Below are 10,569 nucleotides of genomic sequence, written 5' to 3'. Positions count from 1 at the left end.
CCCATATCGATGCGCCGGCCCTGTTCATCGGTGTACACCAGCGTTTCCCCGCCCTCCGGGTGAGGCAGGATTTCAACGCACACCTCGTAGGACACGCTCCAACCCGCCCCGAACAACCCGTCGCGTCGCTCGTCGCGGCTGTTGTAGAAGCGCTGCCAATCGATCGGCAAGACACCGGGCAGCACGAAGTCCAGCTCTTCCTCGCCTCCCAGCACCTTGGCCCCGGTCGCAGCATGCACCGGGTTCGACGAGCCCATGGCGGCGTTGGCCATCGCGCCCATGGCGCTGCTGACGGCCATCGACGTCGCGCCACCGATCAGCATGCACGGCAATTTGCTGAAGAATTTTCCCTTGCCGCCCTTGAGCATCAGCAACGCGGTGACCGCCAGGCCCACGCCCGGGGTCTTGCCGCTGCGGATCTCGCGTACCACCACCGAGCCGCCGCCAATGGTCACGTTGGAGGAAATCAGCCCGGACGATACGACCTTGGCGTCGCAGGTGCTGCGGTCGCCGCTGCGCACGGCAGGCTGGCCGTTGATGGTGACCTTGTCCGAGCCCTCGGCCATGAACTGCGGCGGCATCGGCGGATGCTTCATGCAGACGAGCAGGTCCAGTGGCTTGGGCACTGCGCCGGGCGCCGGGGTGGCGACGGTGGGGCGCCACATCTGCGAGAAGAAGCTCTCGGCGATGTCCAGATAGCTGGGCTCGGCTTCGGGCTCGGGTGCCTCCAGCTCGGTGCCGGCCGGCGCAACATGGGACGGAATCGCCCCGGCGGCCCGGGCGGCGGGCATGTTGTTGGTCAGGGTGTTGGTGGAACCGGTGAGAATCGTCGCCTGCACCGTGGGCGGAAACAGCGCATTGCTGAAGCTCTCGCACAGGTTGCTCAGGCCCTTGTCGGCCCCGGTCTTGCTCATGGCAAGGCCGACGATGGTGCCCACCACCGCGCCGAGCAGAAAGCAACCGAGGCCGCCGGTGGCAACGGTGATGCCCGTGGCCGCCACCACGGCAGCCGTCGCCACCGCGGTGATCGCGATATTGGCCGCCACCTCCAGCACGCCGCCGAGGATGTCGGCCATCATTGAGGTGTGGTCGAGTGCATCGCCCAGGCGGGCGGCCCAGAGTGCGTCAGACATGCAGGGTGCTCATCAGGCCGGAACGTCGAACAACAGCGAACTCTTGATGGTTGCCCAATGCGCGGCTTCGGCATCGCCGAGTTTTTCCGCCTTCACGTAGCTCAGGGCGAGCATTTTGCGGGTGCCGGGCAATACCAGCGCCAACTGATATTGGAAGACTTTGTCGTTGCCCTTGTTGAACTGGCTGCGCAACTCGATGCCTTCGACCTCATGGCTGGCGCCCAGGCGCACGGCGACGCCCGGTTGAAAACGCAAGTCCTGCACTTGTTTTTCCAGGCGCTTGAGCTGGTCGTCGAAGTTGCTTTGCAGGGTTTCGCCCTCGGCCAGCAAGCTGCGGCTGACAATCAGCGAGGTGCCCAGTTCGGGGAACTTGAGGATGTTGATCGTCGCGTCTTGCAGCTCGCCTGCCGGCAGCTGGAACTGGAACTCATTGATGCGGTAAGTCATGGCGCTTGAATCTCGTGGTTAGCCCTTGGGCTTGGGGAATGCGGCATTGATATTGGCGTCGATGCTGGCCTTGACGCCCTGGCCGTCAGGCGTGGCGCCAGGGCCGCCGCCGTTGTTCAGGTGCAGCACGCCGCCGGTGTTGATCTCGGCGTCACCGCTGGCATAGAAGCTTATTTGCACGCCGGTCAGGTTGATCTGGCCGCTGGCATTGAGCTCCAGGATGCTTTCGCCGCATACCAGCCGCAGGTTTTCGCCCACTTCGATGACGTAGCTCTGGCTGATGCTGTCGGTCTTGCGCTGGCCCACCGACAGAATGTCTTCCTGCTTGACGATGCGCAGCCGGTTGTTGCCGATGGTCACCGTCTCGTTATGCCCGATGCTTTTGTTGCGGTCGTGGCCCACCGAGTGGCTTTCATCCACCTCGACCACGATGTCCTGATTGCGCTCGGCATGGATGTACAACTGCTCGGCGCCTTTTTTGTCTTCCATGCGAATTTCGTTGAAATTGGCCGGCGAGCCGCCCTTGCTCGAACGGCTTTTCATGCCGCTCTGGGTAGCGTTTTCCGGCAAGTCGTAGGGCACGGTCTGTTCGGCGTTGTAGACGCGGCCGGTGATGATCGGCCGATCCGGGTCGCCTTCGAGGAAGCTGACGATGACTTCCTGGCCGATTCGTGGGATTTGCATCGAGCCCCAGTTTTTTCCGGCCCAGGATTGCGACACGCGAATCCAGCACGAGCTGTTTTCGTTGGATTGGTCGTGACGGTCCCAATAGAAATGCACTTTCACCCGGCCGAACTGGTCGGTCCAGATTTCCTCGCCCTTGGGGCCGACCACCAGTGCGGTCTGCGGGCCTTTGACGATTGGGCGGTGGGTGTTGGGCAGGGGGCGATAGCTTTGTTGTGCATCAATGCAGGTCAGGCTGCTTTCGAACTGCGCCGAGGCCGCGCCACCGCTGGTTTCCAGGCTTTCCTGGTCAATGTGGTAGCGGGCGCCGACGATCAGGTATTCGCGGTTCTGGTCCTGGCGGCTGAAGCCGGTGAGGCTGAACAAATGACCCGACCCCAGGCCTCGGGCGTTGCCGGCCAGCTCGACCTGTTCGTGCAGGGTCTGCAAGGCTTCGATACGGGTACGTGCGTAGTGTTCGCCGTCTTCGCTTTGCACATAGGTGCCGGGGTAGTCGTACAGCGGATAATCGCCGGCGGTGTGCGGACGGGGCATGGCCGAGCGCACGTCAATCCGCGCGCCAGGGCGCTGGAAGTCATAGTCGTTGAGTTCCAGCGAGCCCGGCTGGACTTGCTGGGCCAGGTGCCAATCGTAGATGTGATCGCGTTCGCGCTGCTGCTCATTCTTGGGGTAGTAGGGCACCGAGGCATAGCCGGGCACGTTGGCATGGGCGCCGTAGGCATCGGCCAGCACCAGCACATGACGACCCTGTTCATGGCGGAAGAAGTAGTAGATTCCTTCCTGTTCCATCAGGCGGCTGACGAAGTCGAAGCTGGTTTCGCGATACTGCACGCAGTATTCCCACTCGCGATAGGGCCGGCTCAGGGTATCTTCGAAATCCGAGAAACCCAGGTCACGAAACACCTGCTTGATGATCTGCGGGATGGTCAGGTTCTGGAAAATCCGGCAATCGGACGTGCGGGTCAACAGCCATAGCCAGGGCCGCAGCGTGACCTGGTAACTGGCGAACTGGCCCTGGTCGACGTTCTGGCTGCAACGGGCAACGATGCCATGGAAATGACGCTCGCCACCGCCGTCCAGTTGCAGGCTCAGGCACATGGGTTTGCCGAGCAACTGGTTGAGGTCGATGGCGTTGTCCAGCGAGTGCAGCTGCAACTCATAGTTGAACAGCCGCCCCAATTCTTCGTCTCCGCCCATGTCCTTGAGCAACAGCACATCCGGCCCCAGGGGGCTGGTGATCTTTGCCAGGCGTGAGAGTTGCTTGAATAGCATCAGTTATCCCTTGTCACTGCTCGGTTCCTTCCTACGGAGGAGGGCCGCTTAGGCGGCGTCGCTGAAGTCGTAGTGCAATTCGTTGTCCCGGGCGCTGATCCGCACCCCTGCCAGCGCTTTGCCTTCGAGCATGCGGGTGAGGAACTCGCGGCTCATGTCCGGTAGCAGGCTGTTGGTCAGAATGGTGTCGATCATCCGCCCGCCGCTTTCGGTTTCGGTGCAACGGGAGACGATCAGGTCGATCACCGCGTCGTCGTAATCGAAGGCCACCTTGTGGGTGTTCTCCACGCGCTTCTTGATGCGGTTGAGTTGCAGGCGGGTGATGGCCTTGAGCATCTCGTCGCTGAGCGGGTAGTACGGAATGGTCACCAGGCGGCCCAGCAAGGCCGGCGGGAAAATCTCCAGCAGTGGTTGGCGCAGGGCCTTGGCGATTTCTTCGGGCTCCGGCACGTTTTGCGGGTCTTTGCAGACCTGGGCAATCAGCTCGGTGCCAGCGTTGGTGGTCAGCAGAATCAAGGTGTTCTTGAAGTCGATCACCCGGCCTTCGCCGTCCTCCATCACACCTTTGTCGAAGACCTGGAAGAAGATCTCGTGCACATCCGGGTGAGCCTTTTCCACCTCGTCCAGCAGCACCACGCTGTAGGGTTTGCGCCGCACGGCTTCGGTCAGCACGCCGCCTTCGCCATAGCCGATGTAGCCCGGTGGCGCGCCCTTGAGGGTGGACACCGTGTGAGCTTCCTGGAATTCACTCATGTTGATGGTGATGACGTTTTGCTCGCCGCCGTACATGGCTTCGGCCAGGGCCAGGGCGGTTTCGGTCTTGCCCACGCCGGAGGTGCCGGCGAGCATGAATACCCCGATCGGCTTGCTCGGGTTGTCGAGGCCGGCGCGGGAGGTCTGGATGCGTTTGGCGATCATCTGCAAGGCGTGGTCCTGGCCGATGATGCGTTTTTTCAGGTGCAGGTCGAGGTTGAGCACGGTTTCCAGTTCGTTACGGGCCATGCGGCCCACCGGAATCCCGGTCCAGTCGGCGACCACCGAGGCCACGGCCTGGTAATCGACCGTCGGCAGAATCAACGGGGTTTCGCCTTGCAGGGCGCTGAGACGCTGTTGCAGGTCCACCAGTTTTTCGCGCAAGGCGTGGCTGGTCTCGCTGCCGTCCTCGCTGTCCACCACGCCGACGCGTTCACGCAGGGTGGCGCGGGTGGCGAGCAATTCGTCTACCAGGGTTTTCTCTTCGGCCCAGCGACTTTCCAGCTCGGCGAGGCGTTCGCGTTCGGCACTCAGCAGGTTTTCACTTTGGGTTTGGCGGGCGCCGATGACGATGCCGATGGCGTGCTCGCGGGCGATGATCTGCAGCTCGGTTTCCAACGCCTCGATGCGCCGACGGCTGTCGTCCACTTCGGCCGGCACGGCGTGCAGGCTGATGGCAACGCGGGCGCAGGCGGTGTCCAGCAGGCTCACGGATTTGTCCGGCAGCTGGCGCGCGGGGATGTAGCGATGGGACAGTTTGACCGAGGCTTCCAGGGCTTCGTCGAGGATCTGCACCTGATGGTGTTTTTCCATGGTCGAGGCCACGCCGCGCATCATCAACAGCGCCTTGTCTTCCGACGGCTCGGCCACTTGCACCACCTGGAAGCGGCGGGTCAGGGCCGGGTCTTTTTCGATATGCTTTTTGTACTCGGCCCAGGTCGTGGCGGCCACGGTGCGCAGGGTGCCCCGGGCCAGGGCCGGCTTGAGCAGGTTGGCAGCGTCCCCGGTGCCGGCGGCGCCACCGGCACCTACCAGGGTGTGGGCTTCGTCGATAAACAGGATGATCGGTTTTGGTGAGGCCTGGACGTCTTCGATGACTTGGCGCAGGCGCTGTTCGAATTCACCTTTCATGCTCGCGCCGGCCTGTAGCAGGCCGACGTCCAGGCTGCGCAGTTCCACATCCTTGAGCGCCGGCGGTACGTCACCGGCGACGATGCGCAGGGCAAAACCTTCGACCACGGCGGTTTTACCGACGCCGGCTTCACCGGTCAGAATCGGGTTGTTCTGCCGACGACGCATGAGGATGTCTACCAATTGGCGGATCTCTTCGTCACGGCCGACGATCGGGTCAAGCTTGCCACTGCGCGCTTGTTCGGTGAGGTCGACGGTAAAACGCTTGAGCGCTTCCTGCTTGCCCATGGCACTTGGGGCCATGGCGCCACTGGCTTCACCGGGCACGCTGCCGGCGTTGAAACCATCGCTGGCGCTGAGTGCATTTTCCGGCGAGTCGCCGACGTACTCGTCAAAACGCTCGCTCAGGGCCTCGACCTTGATCTTGTCGAACTCTGCCGACAGTCCCAGTAATCCATGGCGCAGGCTTGGGGTCTTGAGGATGCCCAGCACCAGATAACCGGTACGCACCTGGCTTTCGCCGAACATCAGGCTGCCGTAGACCCAGCCACGCTCCACGGCTTCTTCCACATGGGAAGACAAGTCAGTGATTGACGTCGAGCCTCGTGGCAAACGGTCCAGGGCGTCGGTCAGGTCCCGGGCCAGGCGCGCCGGCTCGATATTGAACTGGCGGATGAGGCGGTGCAGGTCCGAATCCTGCAATTGCAGCAACTGATGAAACCAGTGGGCCAGTTCCACATAAGGGTTACCGCGCAACTTGCAGAACACGGTGGCGGCTTCGATGGCTTTGTAGGCCACGCTGTTGAGTTTGCCGAACAACGCGGCGCGACTGATTTCACCCATGCTCTTGGCTCCTTGAGATCTGTGAGGTGTTGGCTTGCTCGGCGTAATGCCGGGCCAGTATTAAGTCCTTGGCATCTTTTGCGGGCTTGCCCACCCAGGTATTGAACCCCAGGCGGAAGCGGCCATTGAGTTGCAGCGTCGGCACTTCGGGCTGTTTCAGAACCAGGTTCAGATCCCAGTCCAGTTCATGGCCCAGGTATTCGGCCACCCAGGCCACCAGCTCATTGAAGGATGGGCTGCCGGGCAACATGCTCATGTAGTCGTCCAGCTTGAGCGGCCCCAGGCGAATGCGGAATTTGTGCTGGCGATCCCAGACGCAGCGGCCCAGGCAAAAATCCACGCCCAATTGATGGGCGCTGACGCCCACGCGGCTGCGCTCCGGCAGCACCAGCCATTGGCCGACGTACTCTTCGATCTCCACCGGCAGGCCGAAGTACTCGCTGATGATTGCCTTCAAACCGTCGGGATAGCGGGTTTGTGCCGACAGATGACCGCTGTAATGCAGCTTCGCCGTGTCGGGTATCAGGCCTTGTTTGAGCAGGCTCGGCATGCCTCGACCGCTCAGCGCTGCCAGACGTGCCGACCAGTAGTCATCGTCCGGGCGATCATGGCTGACTGTCGGTCGCGCTTCGGCCCAGGCCCGGTAAAACAGGCTCAGCAGGCGATGGTGGAATACATCCAGAAAGCGTTTGCTGGTGCTGTCGGCGTTGTTGCGCTGGCGTTCACGCACATATTCGGTGAGGTGCAACGGCAACGGGCCGTTGGGGCCGCCGAGGCCAAAAAAGAATTGTTCCAGACGTGCCGGCGAACCGTCGATGCCCGGCTGTACCGAGGCCAGGGTCGCCGGAGCGAAGGTGCAATCGGCTTGCTGCCCAAGGCGCAAGGGGTCATCGGCCAGGCGCAACGAATGACCCAGGCGCGGAAGCTCAGGCGATTCGCACTCGATGCGCCGTAATGCCTGGAAGAAGTCGTATTCCCAGGGCTCCTGGTGCATCGCGTCCAGGGTATTCACAGGGTCGGACGACGTCCGGGTTTGGCTTTCCATCGCATGATCTCGCCGCGCTCGGTGGTACGGATCACCGTCTCGGTAAAACTGTTGATCGACACGTAACGTGCCAGGAAGCGCTCGAACACTGCACCGAGCAAAAAGACGCCCGTGCCACGAAACGCGTTCTCATCGAATTCCAGGGTGATCTCCAGGCCGCGGCCAAACACGATCGGGCCCGGCATTGGCAAACGTCGGGTGCAGGCCTTGCTGCTGACTTCGCGCAGGCCTTCGATCTGCAATTGCAAGGCTGCATCGTTGTCGTCGCCATACAGGCGCAGCAGCTCGCGCAGGGCGGCGGCGCCCTGGCCTTGCTCGCTGAGGGACAAGTAATTGAGCGAAAGCTGGCTGATCAACCGCCAGGCCTTGGCGTCGTGGGCATGGCTGGCGCGTGGGCGGCTCGGGCCGGCCACGCAGCGTACCGCCGCTACCGGTGCGCTGTCGGCCAGGGTGAAGTCGGTCTTGTTGTTGCCCACGCTCATGAACAGGGGCAGGTCGCGGTTGGTGCATAACGCCGTTACGCCCAATTGGCGCAGGTCGTGACGATAGGGCGCCTGCTGGCTGTCCACCAGACTGACGAAGGTTTCGCTGCCGATGTAAGTCGAACGTGGGCCGTTGCGCCGCTGGCCGCTGGAGAGCATGCGGGGTTCGCGCCGCACCGTGTAATACGCCTGATCGCGGCCGTAGCGAGACGGATCGCGGACGGCGTAGAACGGCAAAAAAGGCTGTTCCGACCCGGTGCCATGGCCGGTGAGGGCGGTCAGGGAATGAATCTCGAAATCCATCGGCCGGGTACGGTCGGCGATCACATGGTGTTCATTCACCCGTTCCGACAAGTGGATGCGATCCAGGCGCTTGGGAAACAAGTTGATTGCCGGGGTGCAGAACGGCAGGAACTGCGCGGCACCGACACTGCCTTCCAGGCTCGGATCGTGACGGTCGAACAGCACGATCAATTCCAGCTCCTGGCCCTGGCAGCGTTTGACCGCCCGGCTCAACCCGGTGAAGTCGACAAACAGAAAGCGGCGGGGCAGGGCGAAGTATTCCTGCAACAGGCGATAGCCCTGGAAGGCTCGCGACACCACGGGCAGCGCGGCGTCGGTATCGTCGAACCCCACGGAGCGCAGTGCATCCTGGGGCAGGCGTTCTACCCAATCGCCGCCGGGCTGACGGGCGAAGACGGCGCAGGCGTTACCCAGCAACTGTTCGTAGAGGCGAAAGGGTTGTTCGTCGGCGCCGTTGAGGTACAACGGCAGGTTGTCCAGGGCCAGACTGTTGAAAGGCAGTTCGGCACCGGTGCGCAGGGTCAGGCGCAGGCCAGCCTTGGCCTTGGGGGCGCTGGCGGCCAGGCGCCCGAGCACGGCGGACGGGTTGCCGAAGTACTCGGCCTGGCTGACCTGCAATGGCCACAACGTCACCGCATGGGCGGTGCGGTACTCACAGCAGGTTTGGCTTTCGCGACCCAGGGCTGCGCGCAGAACCGTATCCCGGGGCAACGGGAAGCCGCTGCTCAGTGAGCCTTCATCGGGGTCTGCCTGAAATTGCACCACGGTCATCGACGGTGTCGGCGCCAGGTAATGGGGGTACGCGATTTCCAGCAGGTTGTGGGTGAAGGTCGGGTATTCGGCATCGAGCTTGAGCTGTACCCGCGCCGTCAGGTAGGCGAACCCTTCCAGCAAGCGCTCGACGTACGGATCGGCGCAGTCCATGCCGGACAACGTCAGCCGACTGGCGATTTTCGGGTATTCCTGGGCGAACTCCGCCGCGCTTTCGCGTACGTGGTGCAATTCCTGGTTGTACAGTTCCAGCAGGCGCGGGTTCATGAGTGTCTCCGCTGGTCGGCGTTGACCACTCGCACATGGCCGGATTCCAGGTCCAGGTCGGTTTGCAGCATCAGGCGCAGCGGCACTGGCTGCGCCCAGAGATCGCCTTCGATCTCGAAACTCAGGGCGTTGTGATTCATCTCGGCGGATGCCCGGGCCCGCACGCGCAGGGTATGGCGCAGAATTCGCGGCTCGAACGTGGCGATGGCCTGGTGGATCAGTGCTTCAAGCGCCGCGATATCGACGTTCGATGCACTGTTGCCGGCCAGGGCTGGCAGCCCGAAGTTGACCACCGAAGTGCCGGCCGGTGTGTGCAGCGTCGCATCGGCGCTGAGCAATGACGTGGTGTTGAGCAGCCACGCCAGGTCCCGCAGCACCGAGGCTTTGAGTTGGGTCAGGGACAGCACGCGCTTGTCGGCGCTTTCCTTGAGGTTGCCTGGGTCGTCGTCGGTCAACCGATCCAGCAGGGACGGTTGCAGGCGATCGCGGGTGGCGATGTCGGTTACCACGTAAATGGCGCTACATACATTTTTTGGTCCCCTCCCGTGCCGCAGGACGCAAACGTGTTGACCGCTCCCGCCTCCAGCCCTCCCGGGATCTGGCGGATAGCCTGCATTTTGCTGAGGCAGTCGCGGCTGGGCGCAGGCATGTGCTCGCTGCGCCAGACCGAAAATATCGGGATGTTGTTGAACGTTTCTACGCGCAGTTGCTGTTGTTTATTCAGGCTGAAGCTGCAAGGCCATTCCATGTCCAGCTTCATGCGACTCTGGTCGGGTTTGACCAGCGTGCATTGACCCTGGTCGTTAATCAGGCTGAGTTGCTGCCCAACAAAGACGGCCTGGGTTGTTGGCATCTGGGCATGTTCGGCGCATGCGCTCAGGCTGGTCAGGCTTATCGCCAGGCACATGGCGAGCCGGTGATTTTTCATTATGCGAGCTCCCAGAACCAGACAGCTCTGGACCTGTAAAAGAGGTCGCCGGTTTGGGTCAGGCCCCGATTCCATAGATCAATATGATCGCCAGTACGATTGTCCGCCGACTCCCCTGACTGCTGGAAACAGTCCTTGAAGAAGATAAGCCCGGTCTTGCCCATCAACGTGCGACGCTCCTCGGCGCTGTTACCCAGAATGGTTGGCCGCCCCAGATGATGCTTCCACAACCAGTTCGCCAGCGACTCGGCACCCCGGGCGTGCTCATGTGCACACTTGGGTTCGGTATAGGTGGATTTGTTGACCTTGATGGTCAGCTCTGCATTGAGTGTCGCGCTCATGCGGATAGCACACTGGTTTTCCCAAGGGCCCTCACAGGGCTTGGCGTCAGGATACGTAACCAGAAGGTCGGAATAGGCTTTCCACAAATTGACAAACGAAGGCTTGGCCATGACTCAGACACCGGATGGGAAAGGATTGGATTCGAGCAAGCACCAAAATGCCCCCGGC

General features: G+C 62.3%; 9 protein-coding genes. All 9 read right to left on the bottom strand.

Annotated elements, in window-relative coordinates; genetic code table 11:
• Positions 1–1,133: DUF6531 domain-containing protein (locus AC07VO_RS26100; protein ID WP_173861176.1), on the bottom strand; the 1,133-nt coding region annotated here is incomplete at its 3' end.
• Positions 1,134–1,145: 12 nt separating this feature from the next.
• Entirely contained in the window at positions 1,146–1,580 is a 435-nt protein-coding gene (locus AC07VO_RS26095) for a DcrB-related protein (protein WP_086945205.1), read from the bottom strand.
• 18 nt (positions 1,581–1,598) lie between these two features.
• Positions 1,599–3,536 (bottom strand): type VI secretion system Vgr family protein, encoded by a 1,938-nt coding sequence (locus AC07VO_RS26090; protein ID WP_086945204.1) that lies wholly within the window; start codon positions 3,534–3,536, stop codon positions 1,599–1,601.
• Between the two features lie 48 nt (positions 3,537–3,584).
• Positions 3,585–6,263 carry a type VI secretion system ATPase TssH gene (gene tssH / locus AC07VO_RS26085; RefSeq protein ID WP_018927410.1) on the bottom strand — a complete coding sequence of 893 codons (2,679 nt, stop codon included), beginning with the start codon at positions 6,261–6,263 and terminating at the stop codon, positions 3,585–3,587.
• The gene (gene tssG, locus AC07VO_RS26080; RefSeq protein WP_086945203.1) at positions 6,256–7,308 is read right to left on the bottom strand and encodes a type VI secretion system baseplate subunit TssG; all 1,053 of its coding nucleotides are present in this window, start codon (positions 7,306–7,308) and stop codon (positions 6,256–6,258) included. Before tssG ends, tssH begins: the two co-directional genes overlap by 8 nt.
• Entirely contained in the window at positions 7,272–9,131 is a 1,860-nt protein-coding gene (gene tssF, locus AC07VO_RS26075; protein ID WP_018927412.1) for a type VI secretion system baseplate subunit TssF, read from the bottom strand. Before tssF ends, tssG begins: the two co-directional genes overlap by 37 nt.
• On the bottom strand, positions 9,128–9,640 hold the full coding sequence (tssE, locus tag AC07VO_RS26070) for a type VI secretion system baseplate subunit TssE (protein ID WP_018927413.1): 513 nt from the start codon (positions 9,638–9,640) through the stop codon (positions 9,128–9,130). The genes tssF and tssE overlap by 4 nt, the downstream gene beginning before the upstream one ends.
• Positions 9,634–10,059 (bottom strand): hypothetical protein, encoded by a 426-nt coding sequence (locus AC07VO_RS26065; protein ID WP_018927414.1) that lies wholly within the window; start codon positions 10,057–10,059, stop codon positions 9,634–9,636. Before AC07VO_RS26065 ends, tssE begins: the two co-directional genes overlap by 7 nt.
• Positions 10,059–10,511, bottom strand: a complete 453-nt coding sequence (locus tag AC07VO_RS26060; RefSeq protein WP_018927415.1) for a type VI secretion system amidase effector protein Tae4 — start codon at positions 10,509–10,511, stop codon at positions 10,059–10,061. The genes AC07VO_RS26065 and AC07VO_RS26060 overlap by 1 nt, the downstream gene beginning before the upstream one ends.
• Positions 10,512–10,569 lie beyond the last annotated feature (58 nt).

Source organism: Pseudomonas sp. GW821-FHT03E01, assembly GCF_059420765.1.
The sequence above is the reverse complement of the archived record's forward strand: the minus strand, read 5'-3'. Positions and strand labels throughout refer to the sequence as shown.